Genomic DNA, 20,053 nt, shown 5'->3' with positions numbered 1-20,053 from the left:
CTCTCCTTCCGTCCATTATTTGCGCATTTTCGGATCTAGCGCATCGCGCAGCCCGTCTGCCACTAAGTTAAAGCTCAAAATTAATAAACTGATGACAATTGCTGGAATAATCATCATATGCGGAAATGTTTGAATCGATTTATATCCATCGCTGACTAATGAACCAAGCGATGCTTCCGGCGGGCGAATTCCGAGACCGATAAAGCTTAAAAACGCTTCGGTGAAAATCGCGCTTGGAATCGTAAACATCGTCGTAATAATGATCGGACCGATGACGTTTGGAATTAAATGCTTAAAAATTAACCGGGAGTTGGATGCCCCTAACGTACGGGCTGCAAGCACATATTCCATATTTTTTAATTTCAGCACTTGGCCGCGAACGATCCGCGCCATCGTCGTCCAGCCGGCAATAACCATCGCCATCGTAATCGAGATAATTCCAGGTTCAAAAATTAAAATAAACAAAATGATGATGATTAAGTGCGGAATACCATTTAATATTTCAATAATCCGCTGCATAATATTATCGACGCGGCCGCCGTAATAACCGGAAATGCCGCCGTACGCAATTCCGATACACAAATCGATTAACGCGGCCAATACCCCGATGTAAAGGGAAATACGCGTTCCGTACCACGTTCTTGTCCATAAATCACGGCCTAAATCGTCTGTTCCAAACCAATAGTATTCTTTAATACCTTTCTCTTTATATATATCAACGCCGTTTGCGTCTTTCCCGTCTAAGTTGAGCCAGCTAATATGCTCTAAGACAGGAACTTTTGGCGGTAATTTCGCACGATTTAAATCTTGTTCTTTATACGTGTGCTTACTCGTCATCGGAGCGATAATCGCTGTTAATGTTAAAATAATAATCATGATTAAGCCAACAATGGCTGCTTTATTCTTCCGCAAACGAATCCAGGCGTCTTGCCAAAATGTCAAACTTGGGCGGGTAATTTTTTCATGTTCACTAACGTTCGGTGGAGCGGGTTGAAACAGATCTAGTGAAAGATTTTCATAGTTTAGTTTAGCCATCATTTTTTCCCTCCCGCTAAACGAATACGTGGGTCGACGACACCATATAGCATGTCAACGATAAAAATCGCCAAAATGAGCAATGCGGAGTAGAACAACGTCGTTCCCATAATAACAGGGTAATCGTTTAGTGCAATCGAACGGACAAATTGCTCCCCTAATCCAGGAACAGCGAAAATGTTCTCGATGACAAGGGTCCCCGTCATTAAGTTGACAACCATTGGACCAAGAATCGTAATAATCGGGATGAGCGAGTTACGGATCGCATGTTTCACAATCACCGCCGCATTACTAATTCCTTTTGCTCTTGCCGTTAAAATATAGTCAGAGCTTAATACTTCCAGCATTTCCGTCCGCATAAAGCGAGCGATATTGGCAATGACTCCAGCCGACAATGCAAGCGTTGGCAGAATCGTATATTCAAACCCTTCCCAAAACGCGACTGGCAGCCATTGTAATTTTACGGCGATAAAGTACTGCAAAAATCCAGCAAGCACAAACGATGGAATGGAGATTCCTAATACAGAAATAACGGTTGCCATATAATCTCCCCACGTGTTATGGCGAATCGCCGCAAAAATGCCAAGCAACAGTCCAATAATAGTACCAAATACAATCGCCTGAAAGCCGAGCTGCGCCGATGGTCCGATTCGTTCCCCGATTAATTCCGTTACGGGACGGTTATCATATTGGAACGAAACGCCTAAATCCCCTTTTAGCAAATTACCTAAATAGCGGACATATTGAACAGGAACGGGATCGTTCAACCCGTATTTTTCTAAAATAATTTGCCGTTGTTCTGGCGTTAATTTCTCTTGGTTTTGCAATGGCGAACCAGGAAGCAATTTCATTAAAAAGAACGTCACCGTCGCGATAATAAATAACGTAATGACCATATACACAAGCCGTTTGATCGTATATCGCGCCATTGGAGCACCCCCTCCAATAAATGTTTTTAATATAATAATTTGAATCTTTGTTGTTTTTCGACATTTTTCGCCTTTTCAGTCAAAAGGAGAGTATATGCTTTTTCACATATACTCTCCTCCGCAATTATTGCAGAACTATTACTCGATATATGCCCATTTATAGCTGAAATCTCCACCAAATGGGTGAATAACAATATCTTTTACGTATTCGCGCTGCAAGTACGCTCTACCACGTTGATAAAGCGGCGCGATCGGCATTTCTTCAAACAAGAGTTTTTCTGCTTTTAACATTGCATCCCAGCGGGCTTGCAAGTCGCTTAGCAACGTTGTTTTCGCATCTTTAACAAGCTTGTCGTACTCTGGGTTGGACCAGCCTGTTTGGTTATGCGGGCTGTTTGTTACCCAAAGATCGATAAATGTCATTGGGTCTTGATAGTCCGGGCCCCAGCCAGAGAAGGATAGGTCATATTGCATGTTGCTTTCTAATTCAAGCTTTTGTTTAAATGGTTGTTGTTTAATGTTGACCGTAAGGCCAGGCAAGTTCTTTTCAAGCTGTTCTTTTAAGTATTCGCCGATTTTCTTCGCAACGTCGTCGTCGTAGTTTAACAATTCAATGGTGAATTTGTCTTTGCCAAGTTCTTTTTTCGCTTGTTCCCAAAGATTTTTCGCTTCTTTTACATCAGTTTTCATTAAGTCACCGTTTTCGTCACGGAAATCTTTTCCGTTTGGCCCTTCAACAAAGTCTTTTGGAACTAAGTAGTTTGCCACAACTGTACCGTTGTTTAAAAGCGTGTCAACAAGCGCTTGTTTGTCAATCGCCATGGCGATTGCTTTACGAGCATTGACGTTTTTCAACAATTCGTTTTTCGTATTCATACGCAGCCAGAAAATAGATGGTTCAAGATATGTGTGGAAGTTTTTGTCATTTTTGTATTTATCAACAAACTCTGCAGCTAGACCAACGCGGTCGACTTTTTTCGTTTCGTAAAGGTTTACAGCTGTTGCGGTATCTTTTACGACTTTGACATTGATTGTTTCTAGCTTCACGCTGTCTTTATCCCAATAGTTTGGATTTTTCTTATATGTCCAGCCTTGTTCATGTTTCCATTCGCTTAATACGAACGGACCGTTGTAAAGCGTCGTGTTTGCTTCCAAGCCATATTTCTCACCTTGCGATTTTACAAATTTTTCGTTTTGCGGCATGAACGATCCAAATACCGTTAAGCTTATGAAGTATGGAACTGGGTTTTTCAATTCTACTTGAAGTGTATGGTCATCTACCGCTTTTACGCCAAGCTGATCAACTGGCAATTTGCCTTGGTTGACTTCTTCCGCATTTTTAATGTCATACATGATGTAAGCATACTCAGATGCTGTTTTTGGATCTAATACTCTTCTCCACGCAAATACGAAGTCATGCGCCGTAACAGGATCGCCGTTCGACCATTTTGCGTCTTTGCGGAGTTTGAATGTGTAAACTTTTCCATCTTGGCTTACTTCATAGCTTTCCGCCACACCTGGAACAGGTTTGTTGTCTTTGCCTAAACGGTAAAGACCTTCCATCACGTTGTTTAATACAATGAAAGATACTTCGTCTGTTGCAAGCGCGGAATCAAGCGATGGAATTTCCTGAGTTTCCAGCAAGTTCAACACTTGCTCTTTCTTTTCGGCCGGCTTATTTGCGGTGCCGCCATTGTTGTCTTTTGCTGTGTCGTTGTTGCCTCCACAGGCTGCTAGAAACGTGGTTACAGCCAGGAGAAGCACAAGAAACAATGATAGTTTCTTCTTCACTAAAAAGTCCCCCCTTAATGGTATGTAATTTATTACAAATCTTCTGAATGTTATGTTTCAGAAGATTTCACTTACCCATTATTATATATAGTATTAATATATTTGAAAAGAATTTTTTTATTTTTTTGAATAGAAATTTTCTAATTTTTTTGTTTTGAGTAACTATACAGTTACTTTGAATTTTAACGGGAGTTTCCCTAAATGTAAATAAAAAATTTTCAAAACCTATTTAAGAAAACGCTTACAATATAATGTTTTCCTGTAAATTTAGAATTCAAAGTAAATATTTATAGGCTTTTTCAAGAATTCATATTTTTTCTTAATATAATTTCTTTAATAATATCTACAAAGTTTATTTCCCGATTGGCCACCGAAACAGAAGTCTTCTTAGTTTATTTGTGATACAATTAAACTGAAAATTTAGCTGTTTAGGGGGTAGAAAGTGAAGGTAGTTGCTAGAAGTACATGCCTGCTTACGGCAGCCATGTTAATCATTAGTTTCTTTATCGTTCTATTTCGGGGAGAATGGACGTTTCTTTCTTTTGTCAATGTTACGTTTCTGCTTTCGCTTTTGCCTCTCGTGATCGGCGGGTTTTTATTCGTGTACGAACAAGGTTTTTTTAACGGTTTTGCATATGGGCTTCGGAAGCTGCGCAAAAGCAGTTCGAAAGCGGAACGTTATCTAGCGGAGCTGCAAGGCATATCCGCTGAACAGCCGGTTCAGCCAAAAAAATTTGCCATTACGTATCCGCTCTTGTTTTCAAGCCTTATTCTTTTTCTTTTGATGATCGCCGCCGGATATGCCATACGGTAAAGTTGCAGCAACTATCGCTTTGTTCTATAATATAAAGCAATCGATCATATGAAACATGCGATGAGAAAGAAGAGTACATGTTGCGATGCCTTCAGAGAGCTTGTGGCTGGTGCGAACAAGCGGCTAGCAATATGGAATGGGCTTTCGAGCATCCGGCTGAACCGCAAGTAGTAGGCTTGGACGTTTGCCTTGCGTTATCAAGGCGCCATGTGCAAGCGCACATGGGCTAAGTGATTGCACGCAACGTGCAATAACTAGGGTGGCAACGCGGTCCTACCGTCCCTAACTTTAGGGGGTAGGGCCTTTTTATATTACAACATAAAGGAGTGGTTGTATGAAAACAAGCTTTTCCGGCATCCAGCCAAGCGGCGTCATTACGCTCGGCAACTATATCGGAGCGATGCGCCAATTTTTGGAACTTCAACACGAGTACAACTGTTACTTTTGCATTGTCGATCAGCACGCGATTACCGTTCCGCAAGATCCAAAAGAGCTGCAAAAAAACATTCGCAGCCTAGCTGCTCTCTACTTGGCGGTTGGCATTGATCCAAATAAAGCGACACTGTTTATTCAATCGGAAGTTCCGGCGCATGCGCAGGCGGGATGGATGCTGCAATGCATTGCCTACATCGGCGAACTCGAGAGAATGACGCAGTTTAAAGATAAATCAGCAGGCAAGGAAGCGGTTAGCGCCGGGCTGCTCACCTATCCACCGTTGATGGCGGCTGACATTCTTCTCTATAAAACCGACATTGTGCCTGTCGGAGAGGACCAAAAGCAGCATATTGAATTGACGCGCGACTTGGCGGAGCGGTTTAACAAGCGGTATGGCGAAATCTTTACGATTCCGGAACCGCGCATTCCGAAAATCGGCGCGCGCATTATGTCGCTGGCGGACCCAATGAAAAAAATGAGCAAATCTGATCCAAATAAAAAAGCATTTATCACCCTTTTGGATGACGCGAAAACGATCGAAAAGAAAATCAAAAGCGCGGTCACGGACTCTGAAGGTGTCATCCGCTATGATAAAGAAAAGAAACCGGGAATCTCCAACCTGCTCAACATTTATTCCATTTTAGCGAACAAAACGATCGAAGAGCTCGAACAAGAATATGCAGGAAAAGGATACGGCGTCTTTAAGGCGGACCTGGCTCAAGTCATTATCGATACCTTGACGCCGATTCAAGAAAAATATTATGACTTGCTCGAAAGCAGCACGCTCGACCAAGTGCTCGATGAAGGTGCGGAAAAAGCGAATAAGACTGCAACGGAAATGCTCGAAAAAATGGAACAGGCGATGGGGCTTGGCAGAAGGCGCTAAAGAAAAAAGTGGCTGACGTAAAATCATGTCAGCCACTTTTCATGTTTCATCACCTTAGGCGTGTTGATAAATCAATAAAATGAATCGTTCATGATCCGTTTTTCTGCCGGAATTGGCCAATAAAAAGCGAAAAACATCCCATCATTGTTTGTGCTTCTATTTAATTGACTTTTGGTTCTTGCTCCATTTCCCAAATCTTTTCAAAAAACGGCTGCCCTTTGATTAATTTTTCGCAAAGCTGCTCATGCCGCTCCGACCATCCGTATTTTGTCTCCTCGTATAAGTGCTGCCACGCCTCTTCAAATGACATCTTTTGGATGTCAGGGTATTTTTGCGGCGCCCATTCCGTATACCAGTAGCGCACTTCTGCCACATTTTTCGTCGAGTAGAGCTGATCAAGCGCCATAAATAAAAGTTGTTTCAACTGCCGCTCTTTCCGTGTCAGCCCATGCATTAGCTCAGGGGCTGGAGATAAAATATGATACTCTTTTTCGTATGCTGGCAGCGGATATGGTTCTTCATGCTGATCGGCTACCATTTCATACACAAGCTGTTCCTGTCTTGGAATGAGACGGCTTTTACGAATCGGAATGTTATAACCAATCGTGTCGACGGCAAGAATGCCAAAGCCGTCTGTTATCACAAAACAGTAATCGAGCTGAATGCGTTCATGATTTTTGCGCACATACGCCTTCTGATATACATCCTCTAAAAGTGGTTTTGGAATCTCAGATAAGCTGTTTTCAATATAGTCAAATAAGGCGGAAGAAACTTTTAACAGCGGCACCTGATCGAGCAATTCGACTTGATCGTCCTTTCGCCACTCATGGAAATGACATACGTTGTATCCGTTCTCTTCCCCTTCAAACCAGTTCACCCAAATGTCATGCAGATACAGCATACGATACCCCTCACTTCCAAACCTGTTTGTCCATCAGTATAGGCAGAGGGGAAGAATTTTATTCCATGCAAACCTCTTTTCTCCATTATGGCTCTCGGCTGGGAAAATATAAACTTCCCCACATAAGCAATACACCAATAGGAAATAAATAACACTCGCTTCTCGTGCAAATATAGAAAAAATATTCACTCCATCCCCGCTCTGGTGTCATGATGTTTAAGTAAGTAATCATCATCATTCCGCCGACAACGGAAAAGCCAAAGCCAACTAAGTACAAAAATATGCGAACCATCGGGTCCCACTTCTTTCATTTCAACTTGTCCATCCTAGTTTTACATATATGAGCACCCGATGGTAATCATGACTACTCGCCGCCTTCGAATGCGGCAAGCTGCAATATTTGCTCCGAATCCATATTCATCAACTTGGCCAATTCTTTTCCCCTCTCCAAGCAACGACGGACAATCGCATATCCAACCGCATACCCAACCATGTCCGGATAAAAACCAAGTCCGTAAAGAATGCGGGAGTATAACGGATGCTGCGTGGAAATCGAGCGATGCGGGGCTACATAGCGCTGCCAAAAACGATAAAGCTGTTCATCCGAGTAATAAGAAGTCCAGTTGGCCCGATAATCTTTTCCAACATAACGGTCTACAGCGCTTTCGGCAAGCCCTTCTAATATGACCGCATCTAAAAGCGTCATCTCTTCGTGCTTCTTTTTTTGTTTGTTTAAGCGGCAAACATGGTTATATTCATGTGTCACTAATGCTTCGATTTCTTTATCGGTGTGATGCGGCAATAGAAAAAGAACGAGCTTGTCATGAAAAGCGATGCCGCCTTTTCCATTAAATTCACGCGCTAATTTCCGGTTATAGGGGTCCGCTGGAAACAGGAAAACGGGGACGTCCGGACCGTTCCAATCTTTTTTTCGCTTCTCGTAAACCGCCTCCACCCGTTCCCACATATCATTCTGTTTCATTTTTTCAACGATCTCTTTTATATTTTTCGTTGGTCGATACATACCGTAATGAAGCAAATATTGATAAATGTCTCGAGCATCGGCATCAGGGAAATAACGGGTAAGGCGCTCGCATATACGAATGGGCTGGTCATAGTCCTTCGTGAGCCATCGGTCTGTCCGGCAAACGGCCACGTCCTCTCACCTCTTTTTCACTATCGTATGATGCAGCAGAAAAAGAGGTGAAAAAAGAGGCTATCTCACCGTTTGGAGAGATAGCCTGACCGTCATTTTACATATTTTCTAAAAATCAATGTTGCATTATGTCCGCCAAATCCAAACGAATTGCTTAACACCGCGTTTACTTCCTGCTTTCTTGCCACGTTTGGCACATAGTCCAAATCGCATTCCGGATCCGGAGTTTCATAGTTAATCGTCGGCGGGATGACTCCATCTCTAATCGCCAAGATCGAAAAGATCGCCTCGACGGCGCCGGTCGCACCAAGCAAATGGCCAGTCATCGATTTCGTCGAGCTAACGGCGAGTTTGTAGGCATAGTCGCCGAACACTTCTTTAATCGCCATCGTTTCATATTTGTCATTGTATTCCGTGCTCGTGCCGTGGGCGTTAATATAATCGATCTCTTCCGGCTTCATTCCCGCATCCTGCAATGCCTGGCGCATCGCGCGCACGCCGCCTTCGCCGCCTGGAGCCGGCGCGGTAATGTGATACGCATCCCCTGTTGCTCCGTATCCGACAATTTCCGCATAAATGGTTGCCCCGCGGCGCAACGCATGCTCTAGTTCTTCTAATACGAGAATGCCTGCGCCTTCGCCCATGACAAACCCATCCCGGTTTTTATCAAACGGGCGGCTTGCCGTTTTCGGGTCCGGATTCGTCGATAAAGCGGTGTTGGCGCAAAATCCGGCAAAAGACATTTTCGTAATTGGCGCTTCCGTGCCGCCGGTAATCATCACATCGGCATCGCCGCGCTGAATCACTTTAAACGCGTCGCCGATCGAATTGGCTCCTGTCGCGCAAGCGGTAACCGTACAAGAATTGATTCCTTTTGCACCTAAAATAATAGATACTTGCCCCGCTGCCATATCCGGGATCATCATCGGTACAAAAAACGGGCTGACCCGGCGGTAGCCGCGTTGTTGGAAAATTTCAAACTGCTGCTCAAACGTTTCCATGCCGCCGATTCCCGAGCCGATCCAAACGCCGACTCTTGCTGCGTTTTCGTCTGTAATTTCCAGTTTTGCATCTTTTACCGCCATTAACGAAGCGGCGACCGCATATTGCGTAAAACGGTCCATTTTCCGCGCTTCGCGGCGATCCATAAAGCTTTCCGGATTAAAGTCTTTTAATTCCGCTGCTACTTTCGCCGGAAACTCATCGGGATTGACACGGGTAACAATCCCGATTCCGGACTGGCCGGCAACGATGTTTTTCCATGTTGTTTCCACATCGTTTCCAAGCGGGGTCACTGCCCCAAGACCTGTAACAACGACTCGTCTTTTTTCCATTGTTTCGTCTCTCCTTTTTCATCGATCTTGAGCTATTATCGGCCCCAACGCAAAGCGATTGCGCCCCACGTCAGTCCTCCGCCAAATCCGACCATAATAATCAAGTCATCTTCTTTGATTTTCCCTGCTTCCAACTCTTCAACGAGCGAAATCGGAATCGAGGCGGCTGACGTATTGCCGTATTTGCGGATTGTTGTCGACATTTTCTCTTCCGGCAGCTCAAGGCGCTGTCTTGCCGCTTCCACAATGCGGATGTTCGCCTGATGCGGAATAAGAAAATCGACATCTTCTTTCGTTAGGCCTGCTTTTTCTAAAACATTAATGCTTGATTCTCCCATTTGCCGAACGGCAAATTTAAATACTTCCCGGCCATTCATCACGATATATTCTTCTTTATATAAATGTTTTCCTCCTGTTCCATCAGCCCCTAATTCAAATGACAAAATTCCGCGGCCTTGCGAAACAGGTCCCATAACGACCGCTCCGGCGCCATCGCCGAATAACACGGCTGTATTGCGGTCGTTCCAATCCATGATTTTAGATAATTTTTCTGCCCCGACTACCAATATATAACGATACGCCCCATTGTCAATAAATTGGCTTGCGGTGACCATACCATAAATAAAACCGGCACACGCCGCGCTAATGTCCAACGCCGCCGCTTTGACGGCTCCAAGCCGCTCCTGCAGCATGCAGGCGACAGATGGAAACGCTCTGTCAGGAGTTACTGTCGCTACTAAAATTAAATCAATGTCTTGCGGAGCAATTTTCGCGTCTTCCAATGCCTTTTTCGCCGCCAAATAGGCCATATCGGAAGTGTCCATGTCGTCTGCAGCAATTCTCCGTTCTTCAATCCCTGTTCGCGTCCGAATCCATTCATCGGACGTATCCATCATTTTCTCCAAGTCAAAGTTGGTTACCACTTTTTCCGGCACATACCGGCCGATTCCAATAATACCTGCTCCCACGCCGAACATCTCCTTTAAAATTATATAACCAATTATTATTACTTGGTACTAATTTTATCGAAAAAATGAAAAGCATGCAATAAAAACGTGTGATTTGTCTAGTCACTTTTGCCCCCTTTACCATACAGTGCTAATAAGGAAAATGAAAAGGGAGGGCAGTACGATGGCTGACAATGAGCAACAGCAGCAAGACAAACCGCTAGACCGTTTTTCACGCTTAATGTTCGGTCCCTTTCCACCGTCCCGCCAGTCAAACGATAACCCATCAATGAAAGATGATGCTCCTGCACAACAAGGTCCTGATTTTATCCAACTTCTCCAAAATATTGATACGCTTGTCGCCTCATTTGATCAATTAAAGCCGTTAATGAAAAAAATCACTTCCTTTGTCGACATGCTAAAAAAATAAAAGGCGCCGCCTGCAAGCGCCTTTTATTTTTAGCCATCAAAATAATTCCTCTATCGCTTTTAGCGAAGATAGAGGAATTTACGGAAGCTCGTTATATTTCTGAAAAAATTGAGCAATTGCCTTTGCCAATTGGTACTTCTTTTCTGGTAAGTAATAAATGACAAAAACATGATCATTCGTCGCTTTCATCCATTGCTCATACTTGCGGCAATGAAGCGACGATGGATAACGGGTCACTCCCGATAATTGCCATATTTTAATAGGTACTTGGTGCGGGATGAGAAGCAGTGAAGGAACTGCTTTTTCGACGTTTGTTTCTGCTATGTCGTAGGCATGCGCAATCTCCTTTACCATGCGTTTATAAAAAAATTGATTTTCCTTTTCATATTCGAGCTGGGCGCGCAAATCGAGACAAGGAGTTAACATCACAACCGCGCGAATTTGTTTCGGCATCGCTTCGAGAAGCTGCAAAGCAATGAGCGAACCCATTCCTTCAGCGAGAATGTAAATGCGATTGTTTAAAATTTCACTTTTTAATACGTAGTAAATCAGTTGCTTCGCCAGACGTACCGCTTTTGGGCACCCCCAATGCCGGCCATACAGATGAGAGTAAAATACCGTGTAACCATATTCGAGCATCTGATCAAGAAGATTGCGGCGACCTTGGTGCTCGATCCAATAACTTGTATGTTCGTTAACAAAATGGTTCGTATCTCCAATAATAAAGAGAGCGAACCCATTTGGCCGTTCTGGCAGATGAATAACGCACCATTGGTCATCGAGCTGAAAAAACCGTTGTTGAACCGTCATATGGATATCCACCCTTGTTTTACGATGCATAATTGTACAGTATACCATATGCGGCGCATAAAAAAACGTATGGGTATATGCCTAAATGATCAAGTTGTGGTAAGATAAGAAAAGGAATTTGAAATGATGGGAGGAAAGAAGATGCGGCTGTTTTGGACGTTTTTCTGGACGTTTCTGTTAGTGCAGATGGCTACCTATGTGATGGGATCTATGCAAGGAATCACCTATAATTTTTCTACCGGGGCCTTGCTTGGCGTCATTGTGACCGTTCTCATCTTTATTGTCGCTAGTCTGATTCCGGATGAGCCGGTAGAACATCACCATCATTAATTACTTGCTTTATAGAAGAAGGCTGTCCAAAACGTGGACAGCCTTCTTCTATGATTGCGTTTTTATCACAATTTGCCCGTTTTCGTAATCGACCACTACCGTGCTGTAATCTTTCACCCGTCCGGCGATGATTTCTTTCGCCAACGGAGTTTCAATTTGCTTTTGCATAAACCGTTTCAACGGCCGCGCCCCGTAAACCGGGTCAAATCCAGCTTCAGCGATATATTCTTTTGCCTTATCCGTCAAAGAAAGTGAAATATGGCGGTCGCTGAGCCGTTTCGATAATTCGCTGGCAAATTTCGCGACAATCCCTTTTATTTCGTTCACCGTCAGCGGCTTAAACAAAACAATATCGTCGATGCGATTCAAAAATTCCGGACGGAAATGGGCGCGCAGCTGCTGCAAGACTTGCTCGCGCGTTTCTTCTTTAATTTCCCCGTCATCTGTCATCCCTTCTAACAGCAAATGGGAGCCGATATTGGACGTCATAATCACGACCGTGTTTTTAAAGTCAACAGTGCGACCTTGCGAATCGGTGATCCGCCCGTCATCGAGCATTTGCAATAAAATATTGAACACTTCTGGATGAGCTTTTTCAATTTCATCTAACAGAATGACGGAATACGGTTTGCGCCGCACCGCTTCGGTCAGCTGTCCGCCTTCTTCATAGCCGACATAGCCTGGAGGAGCGCCAATCAAACGGGAAACGGCATGTTTTTCCATATACTCCGACATATCGATGCGAATCATTTGTTCTTCGCTGTCAAATAATGCTTGTGCCAATGTTTTCGCCAATTCTGTCTTTCCGACGCCGGTCGGCCCTAAAAAGATAAAGGAACCGATCGGGCGGTTTGGATCTTTAATGCCGGCACGCGCCCGCAGCACCGCATCGGCCACTAATTCCACCGCTTCGTCCTGGCCGATGACCCGTTCATGCAACAGCTCATGCAAACGCAATAGCTTTTCCCGTTCTCCTTCGACAAGCCTTGTCAGCGGAATTCCCGTCCAGCGCGAAACGATTTCGGCGATTTCCTCTTCCGTTACTTCCTCGCGCAGCAGCCTTCCTTCATCATTTTCGTTCATTTCTTGTTCTAGCTGCTTTAATTGTTTCTCAAGCTGCGGAATGCGGCCGTGGCGAAGTTCCGCCGCTTTGTTCAAATCATATTCATTTTCCGCTTCTTCTAACTCACGTTTTGCTTTTTCCAGCGCCTCGCGCACGTCGCGCACGCGCCCAATCGCTTCTTTTTCCTGCTGCCATTGCGCTTTCATGCTGTTTGCTTTTTCCCGTAAATCCGCAAGTTCCTTCGTGAGCGCTTCAAGACGTTCTTTGCTCGCCTCATCCGTTTCTTTTCGCAACGCTGCTTCTTCGATTTCGAGCTGCATCACGCGGCGCATCACTTCATCCAACTCCGATGGCATCGAGTCCATTTCCGTACGAATCGTCGCACACGCCTCATCAACTAAGTCAATCGCTTTATCCGGCAAAAAGCGGTCGGAAATGTAGCGGTCCGCCAATGTCGCGGCGGCAACAAGGGCACGGTCATGAATTTTCACACCGTGATGAACTTCAAATCGCTCTTTTAAGCCACGCAAAATCGAAATCGTATCTTCCACGCTCGGTTCTTCAACAAGCACTTGCTGGAAACGTCGTTCAAGCGCCGGATCTTTTTCGATATATTGCCGGTATTCATCCAGTGTTGTTGCACCGATGCAATGCAGCTCGCCTCGCGCCAACATCGGCTTTAACATGTTGCCCGCATCTATCGCTCCTTCTGCCTTGCCGGCACCGACAATCGTATGTAATTCATCGATAAATAAAATAATCCTCCCTTCACTTTTCTTGATTTCGTTTAACACCGCTTTAAGACGTTCTTCAAATTCGCCGCGGAATTTCGCGCCCGCCACAAGCGAGCTCATATCTAACGCAAAAATCGTTTTGTCTTTTAATCCTTCGGGAACGTCTTTGCGGACAATGCGTTGGGCCAGTCCTTCGACGATTGCCGTTTTTCCGACCCCCGGCTCGCCGATTAATACCGGATTATTTTTCGTTTTCCGCGATAAAATGCGAATAACGCGGCGAATTTCGCTATCGCGGCCGATCACCGGATCGATTTTTCCCGCTTTCACTTCCGCGACTAAATCGCGGCCATATTTTTTTAACGCTTCATATGTAGCTTCCGGCGTTGGACTTGTCACGCGCTGATTCCCCCTTATTTCCATCAGTACTTTCGATAATGAAGAACGGTGGATGCCATAACGGCGGAAAAGCTCGCCGATATCATCCGTTTCTGACACCATGGCAAGCAGCAAATGCTCGACGGAAATATATTCGTCTTGCATCGTTTTCGCTTCTTTTTCCGCATTCGTCAGCACCCGCTGCAGCCGCGAAGACAAATAAACGCTTTCCGCTCCCGTTCCTAGCACCTCTGGCTTTTTCTTTAACAACACTTGCAGTTCATGAATGAATGCGTCTATGTTAACACGAAGCAGTGTGAATATTCTTTTGGCAAGTCCTTCTTCTTGCTCCAATAAGGCCAGCAGCAAATGTTCGACATCGAGCTGCTGATGGTGATGTTTCACGGCAGTCGACTGGGCCGTCATCAATGCCTCTTGCACTTTTTCGGTAAATTTTTGAATATCCATCTACTCCCCTCCTTTTTGACCTTTTTTGACCTTTGTATATATTATAGCGGATGCTTCCTTGTGATTTCAAATAGAAAGCCACTCCTTGACCGGAATGGCTTTATGATGGGCCAAAGCCCATCTTAACCTCTTATTTTATCCCCTTTGACGTTGGCCACCGGCAGCAACGCCGGTTTTCTTGGCTTATTGCCGTTACGGTTTTCGCACATATGTCCAATGGCGATTATGATTCGATGTTTCTGGAAACGTATCTCCTGCATTGAGCTTGATTTTTTTCGGATTTTTGACATTATCTCCTGTTTCGCCAATTTCGATGTATACCCCGTTGTTCGGTGCTTTATCTCCTGGTTTGAAATGGCGTGATTGACCCATTGTCGTATTCCCCCTTTATTTAGAGTGCATTTTTATCATTCCCTCTCCCTCGTTTATTCATAACCGGACAAATAATGGCTGCATAAAAAACACCGGGTATATTCCCGGTGCTATTTCAATAAAGAAACTAAAATCGCTTTTTGCACGTGAAGGCGGTTGCCCGCCTGCTGAAATACGTACGAATTCGGTCCATCAATCACATCCGCGACCACTTCTTCCCCACGATGGGCCGGCAGGCAATGCAAAAACATATAATCCGGTTTCGCATGTTTCACTAATTCACCATTTACCTGAAACGGCTGGAATACGGCAAGACGCTGCTCGCTTTCTTGTTCCTGGCCCATGCTCGTCCATACGTCCGTATAAATAACGTCGGCATCGGCAACGGCTTCGATTGGGTTGTGTGTCACCGTAATGGTTGCCCCGCATTGTTTCCCAATTTGCACGGCTGCATTTACATAAGTTTCTTTCGGTTCATAGCCATGCGGGCAAGCGATGGTGCAGTCCATGCCGACCTTAGCAGCGGCAATCATCAGCGCATGAGCGACATTGTTTCCATCGCCGACATAAGCAAGTTTCAATCCTTTTAACGTCTTCTTTACTTCATAAATCGTCAATAAATCGGCAAGCGCCTGGCACGGATGATCATCGTCAGTCAATCCGTTAATCACCGGAATCGTCGCATATTGAGCGAGCTCCTCAATTTTACTATGTGCAAACGTCCGAATCATAATCGCGTCTACATATTGTGACAACACTCGTGCGGTATCGGCGATCGTTTCACCGCGTCCGAGCTGCAAATCATTGCTGTTTAAATAAAGCGCGCTCCCGCCAAGCTGAATCATTCCTACCTCAAATGATACCCTCGTACGCGTAGACGGTTTTTCAAAAATCATCGCCAACGTTTTCCCGATAAGCGGAGTGTAAGATTGTCCGGCAAGCTGCTTTTCTTTTAATTGCGCAGCAAGCGTCAGTAAATAATGAATGTCTTCTGTCGAAATATCCATCAATGTTAAAAAATCTTTTCCTTTTAGGGAAACGACTGTGTTCATACGATCACCGCTTTCTCCATTTGTTTTTTCTTTTCAAGCCACTCTTGAATCGACGAAACCGCAAACGGATTCACGCCGATCGCTTGCAAAAAGAGAGCAAGCGTCTCTTTTTCGGTAAACACCATGATTTGACGGGACAACGCAATCGTTCGATATTCAAAACTTGTTTCATCCTTTTGCAAATCGAGAAACGCCAGTGCTTCTTTTCGCTTCACCCATTCGGAAAATGGCACGCCAGAAACAATGATTAATTGTTTTTCTTTTATTTGTTCACGCAATGGTTCATCTATTTCTCCATTTATATAAATTTCCCGCGCCTCGCGCTTTTTCCCTAAATACGAATAAAAAGCTTTTGTTGCTGCTTCCTCTTTTGTCGCTGCAATGCTGATCCCCTCACCGGTCGATTTCATTTCCGGCCCGACAAGCGGGTCAACCCCCGGTAATTTATATGTTGAAAATACCGGATACTTCAAAACGATATATGGCAAGTTCGCCAAACGCCGCTGTTTTTCGCCAACAACATCGTTTAAACATTTCCCAAGCAATAATTTTGTCGCAATTTGCGCAAGCGGAATCCCTGTTGCCTTGCTGACAATCGGTACGGTCCGGCTTGCGCGCGGATTGACTTCGAGAACATAGACTTGCCCGTTGGCCAGGACATATTGGATGTTCATAATCCCTTTAAATTGCAGCTTTTTCGCGATTTTTTCCGCATAAGCGATCATGTTGTTTTGCTCTTCCTTTGTCAGCGTTTGGGCCGGCAGCCATGCATAGCTGTCTCCGGAATGCACCCCTGCTTTTTCGACATGTTCTATAATGGTCGGCAGCAAAATATCGTTTCCATCGGTCACGACATCGACTTCCGCTTCTTTTCCGTCTAAATACGCATCAATCAGCAACGGATACGCAATCATCCCTTGCGCTAACAGCGCTGCCAACTGCTGTTCGTCTTTGACAATAAACATTCCTCTGCCGCCAATAACATAAGAAGGACGAAGCAGTATCGGATAGCCGATTTTTTCAGCATTGGCAAGCAACTCTGTTTCGTTATTGGCCATCATTCCCGGCACGTGCGGAATATCAAGCTCTTCTAACAGCTGATAAAAACGGTCGCGATCTTCCAACTGGTCAATGACATCGTACGTAACCCCAAGAAGCGGGACATTGGCTTCCTCCAGCCCTTTCACCAAATTGATGGCCGTCTGTCCGCCAAATTGAACGATCACTTTATTGATTTGTTCCGCTTCAATGACGTTTAACACGTCTTCTAACGTCAACGGTTCAAAATAAAGCCGGTCCGCCACGGCAAAGTCGGTGCTGACCGTTTCCGGATTGTTGTTCATTAGCACCGTTTCATATCCTTCTTCTTGCAGAGCATAGACGCTGTGGACAGAACTGTAGTCAAATTCGATTCCCTGGCCGATACGGATCGGCCCGGCTCCGATAATCAGCACCTTTTCCTTATCGCTTTTTTTCCGTTCGTCCTCGCCAAAATAAGCGGAATAATAATAATCCGTTTCCGAACGAAATTCGGCGGCACACGTATCGACCATTTTATAGGCTGGAAGGATACCGAGCTGTTTTCGCTTTTCCCTCACGTCTTTCTCTTTCACGCCCCACGCTTCCGCCAAAAATGCATCCGAAAAACCTTTTTCCTTCAAAAGACGGAACGTCGCTTCGTCAATTTCGTCTAGATTTGTCTCTTTCGCTTTCTTTTCCAATTTGATGAGCTGATCAAACGAATGCAAAAAGAAACGGTCGATTTTCGTTAGCGCATAGACGGTATCGATCGTTTCCCCGCGCCGGAACAGCTCAAGAATGGCAAAGAAACGACGGTCATCCCTGTTTACAAGCAGCTGTTTCAGTTCCGCTTCTGTTTTTTCGGCCAGCTCCGGCAAATACAGGCCGTTATTTTTGCCTTCTAGCGAATAAACCGCTTTTTGAAACGCGCGTTCCATGTTACGGTCGATCGCCATCACTTCTCCGGTCGCTTTCATTTGCGTGCCGAGTTGGCGGTCAGCAAGCGGAAATTTGTCAAACGGCAAGCGCGGAAATTTTACGACGACGTAATCGAGCGCTGGTTCAAAGCTGGCATACGTCGTTTTCGTTACCGGGTTCAACAGTTCTGCCAGCGTATAGCCGACGGCCAATTTCGCGGCAATGCGGGCAATCGGATATCCGGTCGCCTTGGAAGCAAGCGCCGAGGAACGACTGACGCGCGGGTTGACTTCAATCAAATAATAGCGCTTGCTGAACGGGTCGAGGGCAAATTGAATATTGCAGCCGCCAATAATGCCAAGCGCGGAAATAATTTTAATCGCCGAGGAGCGAAGCATTTGATATTCCTCGTCTGTCAGCGTCTGTGACGGGGCGACGACGATCGAATCGCCCGTATGGATGCCGACAGGATCGACATTTTCCATATTGCAGACAGTAATGCACGTATCGGTATGATCGCGCATCACTTCATATTCAATTTCTTTAAACCCGGCGACGCTCCGCTCAATCAAGCATTGTGTAATCGGGCTTTCCGCTAGCCCTTTTTCGACGAGTGCCACAAATTGCTCCATATTTTCGGCAATGCCGCCCCCGGTTCCGCCGAGCGTGTACGCAGGACGAATAATGATCGGAAAGCCGATTTTTTCGGCAAATGCGACCGCTTCGTCGATATTGGTAATAATTTCGCTTTCCGGAACAGGTTCGCCTAATTCATACATCAAGGCGCGAAATGCTTCGCGGTCTTCCCCTCTTTTAATCGCTTCAATCGGCGTTCCGAGCAGTTTCACCCCGTATTTTTCCAAAATTCCTGCTTCATAAAGCTGAAACGCTAAGTTTAACCCCGTCTGTCCGCCGAACGTCGCGAGCAGCCCATCAGGCCGTTCTTTGGCGATCACCGCCTCGACGCTGTCTACTGTCAGCGGCTCAAAATAAACGGCATCGGCATGAACGTCATCGGTCATAATCGTCGCCGGATTATTATTCACTAAAATGACGCGGTAGCCTTCTTCTTTTAAGGCAATGCATGCTTGCGTGCCGGAATAATCAAACTCCGCGGCCTGGCCAATGACAATCGGGCCGGATCCGATGATAAGAATCGACTGTAGTGATGTATCTTTAGGCATAGACTTTCTCTCCCTTTACCACCGTTTGTAGAAACTCGTCAAAAATATGATCCGTATCGCCAGGGCCTGGATGCGCCTCCGGATGGTATTGCACCGATAAAATCGGTTTATGGCGGTGCACCATGCCTTCGACAGAACCGTCATTGACATTGGTAAAGCGAATATGAAATGGGGTGTTCGCCAAACTGTCTTTTTTGACGACATAACTATGGTTTTGCGAGGTCATAAACACTTTTTGTTTCACCGCATCAAAGACAGGCTGATTGGCCCCCCGATGTCCGAAGCGAAGTTTTTCCGTGTCAGCCCCGTAGGAAAGCGCCACTAGCTGGTGGCCTAGACAAATCGCCAACGTCGGATAACGGTCGATGAGTTGCCGGATGTTGGCTAAATGCGGAGAAAGCTGTTTCGGGTCGCCCGGGCCGTTGGATAGAACGATGCCATCCGGTTTTAACGATTCGACCGTTTGCAGCGAAGTATGGTATGGAACGACCGTCACTTTGCATCCGCGTGTGACGAGAGACTGCAAAATCGATTTTTTGTAGCCGAAATCGATTAACACGAGATGCAGTTGGCCATCCCCGTACGTTTCGATTTGCGGCGTCGACACATCGCGTACTGGAAATAAATTGTAAGCCGGCTCCACGAACGTGCACGACGGTGATACCGTCAACTGCGCCATCATCGTTCCTTCATTGCGGATTTCTTTCACTAATGCGCGCGTATCGACATGGGTTAATAGCGGGATGTTCCATTGCTGCAAATATTCTTTCAAGCTATACTTCGCTTCGTAGTGATATCCTTGATTGCTCACCTCATAGACCACGACCGCCTGCACATGCGGACGCTTGCTTTCAAAATCATTGGCATTAATTCCGTAATTTCCGATGAGCGGGTACGTGAACACAATAATTTGATTTTTATAAGAAGGGTCTGTCAATACTTCTTGATAGCCGGTCATGCCGGTGAAAAAGACGATCTCCCCGCTTACTTCCCCATTGGGAAGCGGCGATGCCAATTGTCCGGTGAACGTCTTTCCGTTGGCTAAATGCAAATATGCTTTCATTTA

General features: G+C 45.3%; 18 protein-coding genes and 1 other annotated feature. Of the genes, 4 read left to right on the top strand and 14 right to left on the bottom strand.

Annotation, left to right across the window (positions count from 1 at the left end):
• Positions 1–15 precede the first annotated feature (15 nt).
• From opp3C to AC1WMD_RS01290, 3 genes are all read right to left on the bottom strand, one after another.
• On the bottom strand, positions 16–1,038 hold the full coding sequence (opp3C, locus tag AC1WMD_RS01300; protein WP_494255801.1) for an oligopeptide ABC transporter permease: 1,023 nt from the start codon (positions 1,036–1,038) through the stop codon (positions 16–18).
• A complete protein-coding gene (gene opp3b, locus AC1WMD_RS01295) occupies positions 1,035–1,964 on the bottom strand; it encodes an oligopeptide ABC transporter permease (RefSeq protein ID WP_494255800.1) in 930 nt (309 codons plus the stop codon). Before opp3b ends, opp3C begins: the two co-directional genes overlap by 4 nt.
• A 138-nt stretch (positions 1,965–2,102) precedes the next feature.
• Positions 2,103–3,755 (bottom strand): peptide ABC transporter substrate-binding protein, encoded by a 1,653-nt coding sequence (locus tag AC1WMD_RS01290; protein ID WP_494255799.1) that lies wholly within the window; start codon positions 3,753–3,755, stop codon positions 2,103–2,105.
• Positions 3,756–4,197: 442 nt separating this feature from the next.
• Here AC1WMD_RS01290 and AC1WMD_RS01285 point away from each other — a divergent pair, with 442 nt between their 5' ends.
• Positions 4,198–4,569: a DUF3899 domain-containing protein gene (locus AC1WMD_RS01285; protein ID WP_043903799.1), complete on the top strand. Its 372-nt coding sequence runs from the start codon at positions 4,198–4,200 to the stop codon at positions 4,567–4,569.
• Positions 4,570–4,620: 51 nt separating this feature from the next.
• Positions 4,621–4,856 (top strand) — a binding site (T-box leader).
• Positions 4,857–4,903: 47 nt separating this feature from the next.
• Positions 4,904–5,890, top strand: a complete 987-nt coding sequence (trpS, locus tag AC1WMD_RS01280; protein ID WP_043903798.1) for a tryptophan--tRNA ligase — start codon at positions 4,904–4,906, stop codon at positions 5,888–5,890.
• Positions 5,891–6,050: 160 nt separating this feature from the next.
• On the opposite strand, the gene AC1WMD_RS01275 is transcribed toward trpS, so the two are convergent.
• The 5 genes from AC1WMD_RS01275 to AC1WMD_RS01255 form a co-directional block, all read right to left on the bottom strand.
• Positions 6,051–6,791, bottom strand: a complete 741-nt coding sequence (locus tag AC1WMD_RS01275) for a YjbA family protein (RefSeq protein WP_043903797.1) — start codon at positions 6,789–6,791, stop codon at positions 6,051–6,053.
• Positions 6,792–6,876: 85 nt separating this feature from the next.
• On the bottom strand, positions 6,877–7,083 hold the full coding sequence (locus AC1WMD_RS01270; protein ID WP_043903796.1) for a YuzI family membrane protein: 207 nt from the start codon (positions 7,081–7,083) through the stop codon (positions 6,877–6,879).
• Positions 7,084–7,155: 72 nt separating this feature from the next.
• Positions 7,156–7,947: a DUF2268 domain-containing putative Zn-dependent protease gene (locus AC1WMD_RS01265; RefSeq protein ID WP_494255798.1), complete on the bottom strand. Its 792-nt coding sequence runs from the start codon at positions 7,945–7,947 to the stop codon at positions 7,156–7,158.
• A gap of 92 nt (positions 7,948–8,039) precedes the next feature.
• Positions 8,040–9,281 (bottom strand): beta-ketoacyl-ACP synthase II, encoded by a 1,242-nt coding sequence (gene fabF, locus AC1WMD_RS01260; RefSeq protein ID WP_494255797.1) that lies wholly within the window; start codon positions 9,279–9,281, stop codon positions 8,040–8,042.
• A gap of 35 nt (positions 9,282–9,316) precedes the next feature.
• Complete coding sequence (locus tag AC1WMD_RS01255) at positions 9,317–10,249, bottom strand: beta-ketoacyl-ACP synthase III (RefSeq protein ID WP_494255796.1); 933 nt, start codon at positions 10,247–10,249, stop codon at positions 9,317–9,319.
• Between the two features lie 163 nt (positions 10,250–10,412).
• Between AC1WMD_RS01255 and AC1WMD_RS01250 the strand changes: the two genes are divergently transcribed.
• Complete coding sequence (locus AC1WMD_RS01250; protein WP_494255795.1) at positions 10,413–10,658, top strand: hypothetical protein; 246 nt, start codon at positions 10,413–10,415, stop codon at positions 10,656–10,658.
• Between the two features lie 78 nt (positions 10,659–10,736).
• Here AC1WMD_RS01250 and AC1WMD_RS01245 read toward each other — a convergent pair whose 3' ends face one another.
• Positions 10,737–11,468 (bottom strand): hypothetical protein, encoded by a 732-nt coding sequence (locus AC1WMD_RS01245; protein ID WP_494255794.1) that lies wholly within the window; start codon positions 11,466–11,468, stop codon positions 10,737–10,739.
• Between the two features lie 141 nt (positions 11,469–11,609).
• Between AC1WMD_RS01245 and AC1WMD_RS01240 the strand changes: the two genes are divergently transcribed.
• Complete coding sequence (locus AC1WMD_RS01240; RefSeq protein ID WP_017436329.1) at positions 11,610–11,798, top strand: YjzD family protein; 189 nt, start codon at positions 11,610–11,612, stop codon at positions 11,796–11,798.
• 48 nt (positions 11,799–11,846) lie between these two features.
• On the opposite strand, the gene clpB is transcribed toward AC1WMD_RS01240, so the two are convergent.
• From clpB to AC1WMD_RS01215, 5 genes are all read right to left on the bottom strand, one after another.
• Positions 11,847–14,441, bottom strand: a complete 2,595-nt coding sequence (gene clpB / locus AC1WMD_RS01235; protein WP_494255793.1) for an ATP-dependent chaperone ClpB — start codon at positions 14,439–14,441, stop codon at positions 11,847–11,849.
• Positions 14,442–14,633: 192 nt separating this feature from the next.
• Positions 14,634–14,813, bottom strand: a complete 180-nt coding sequence (locus AC1WMD_RS01230; protein ID WP_043903789.1) for a YjzC family protein — start codon at positions 14,811–14,813, stop codon at positions 14,634–14,636.
• A gap of 110 nt (positions 14,814–14,923) precedes the next feature.
• Entirely contained in the window at positions 14,924–15,865 is a 942-nt protein-coding gene (argF, locus tag AC1WMD_RS01225) for an ornithine carbamoyltransferase (RefSeq protein ID WP_494255792.1), read from the bottom strand.
• The gene (gene carB / locus AC1WMD_RS01220) at positions 15,862–18,987 is read right to left on the bottom strand and encodes a carbamoyl-phosphate synthase (glutamine-hydrolyzing) large subunit (RefSeq protein WP_494255791.1); all 3,126 of its coding nucleotides are present in this window, start codon (positions 18,985–18,987) and stop codon (positions 15,862–15,864) included. Before carB ends, argF begins: the two co-directional genes overlap by 4 nt.
• The gene (locus AC1WMD_RS01215; protein ID WP_494255790.1) at positions 18,980–20,050 is read right to left on the bottom strand and encodes a carbamoyl phosphate synthase small subunit; all 1,071 of its coding nucleotides are present in this window, start codon (positions 20,048–20,050) and stop codon (positions 18,980–18,982) included. The genes carB and AC1WMD_RS01215 overlap by 8 nt, the downstream gene beginning before the upstream one ends.
• Positions 20,051–20,053 lie beyond the last annotated feature (3 nt).

It is taken from the genome of Parageobacillus sp. NEAU-HV-2 (assembly GCF_059115485.1).
The sequence above is the reverse complement of the archived record's forward strand: the minus strand, read 5'-3'. Positions and strand labels throughout refer to the sequence as shown.

Excerpts from the sequence above, each read along its gene's own strand:
- trpS (WP_043903798.1), top strand. The coding sequence starts at position 4,904 with ATGAAAACAAGCTTTTCCGGCATCCAGCCAAGCGGCGTCATTACGCTC.
- AC1WMD_RS01215 (WP_494255790.1), bottom strand. The coding sequence starts at position 20,050 with ATGAAAGCATATTTGCATTTAGCCAACGGAAAGACGTTCACCGGACAA.
- AC1WMD_RS01270 (WP_043903796.1), bottom strand. The coding sequence starts at position 7,083 with ATGGTTCGCATATTTTTGTACTTAGTTGGCTTTGGCTTTTCCGTTGTC.
- carB (WP_494255791.1), bottom strand. The coding sequence starts at position 18,987 with ATGCCTAAAGATACATCACTACAGTCGATTCTTATCATCGGATCCGGC.
- AC1WMD_RS01230 (WP_043903789.1), bottom strand. The coding sequence starts at position 14,813 with ATGGGTCAATCACGCCATTTCAAACCAGGAGATAAAGCACCGAACAAC.
- opp3C (WP_494255801.1), bottom strand. The coding sequence starts at position 1,038 with ATGATGGCTAAACTAAACTATGAAAATCTTTCACTAGATCTGTTTCAA.
- fabF (WP_494255797.1), bottom strand. The coding sequence starts at position 9,281 with ATGGAAAAAAGACGAGTCGTTGTTACAGGTCTTGGGGCAGTGACCCCG.
- argF (WP_494255792.1), bottom strand. The coding sequence starts at position 15,865 with ATGAACACAGTCGTTTCCCTAAAAGGAAAAGATTTTTTAACATTGATG.
- AC1WMD_RS01240 (WP_017436329.1), top strand. The coding sequence starts at position 11,610 with ATGCGGCTGTTTTGGACGTTTTTCTGGACGTTTCTGTTAGTGCAGATG.
- clpB (WP_494255793.1), bottom strand. The coding sequence starts at position 14,441 with ATGGATATTCAAAAATTTACCGAAAAAGTGCAAGAGGCATTGATGACG.
- AC1WMD_RS01245 (WP_494255794.1), bottom strand. The coding sequence starts at position 11,468 with ATGACGGTTCAACAACGGTTTTTTCAGCTCGATGACCAATGGTGCGTT.
- AC1WMD_RS01275 (WP_043903797.1), bottom strand. The coding sequence starts at position 6,791 with ATGCTGTATCTGCATGACATTTGGGTGAACTGGTTTGAAGGGGAAGAG.
- AC1WMD_RS01250 (WP_494255795.1), top strand. The coding sequence starts at position 10,413 with ATGGCTGACAATGAGCAACAGCAGCAAGACAAACCGCTAGACCGTTTT.
- opp3b (WP_494255800.1), bottom strand. The coding sequence starts at position 1,964 with ATGGCGCGATATACGATCAAACGGCTTGTGTATATGGTCATTACGTTA.